Annotated in this window: 1 pseudogene; it reads left to right on the forward strand. The window is 73.0% G+C overall.

Annotated elements, in window-relative coordinates:
* A pseudogene (locus tag MKL11_RS06650) lies at positions 1-223 on the forward strand (transposase); the annotation flags it as partial.
* Positions 224-341 lie beyond the last annotated feature (118 nt).

Raw genomic sequence — 341 nt, forward strand, 5'->3', positions numbered from 1 at the left:
TCGCCAGAGCCAGCGCTTCGCCCATGAGGGCGTGCCGATCGACGTCTCGACCCTGGCCGGCTGGGTCGGAGCCGTCACCACTGCCCTGTCGCCTCTGGCCTCCCGAATTGAGGCCCATGTTCGGGCGGCCGAGCGCCTCCATCTCGACGAAACGCCGGTGCCGGTTATGGCCAAGGGTAAGACCCGCACGGGCCGGCTCTGGACGGTGGTGCGCGACGACCGGTCGGCCGGCGCATCGCGGGTGGCCGAGGCGCCGTGGCCGCGTGTGTCGTAGCGCAGCACCCGGTAGCGCCCGCGCAAGCGAGCGGCCACGCCGTCCCACATCGCCCGGGTCGTGCCGA

This window comes from Methylobacterium sp. J-077 (genome assembly GCF_022829365.1).
GTDB lineage: Bacteria > Pseudomonadota > Alphaproteobacteria > Rhizobiales > Beijerinckiaceae > Methylobacterium.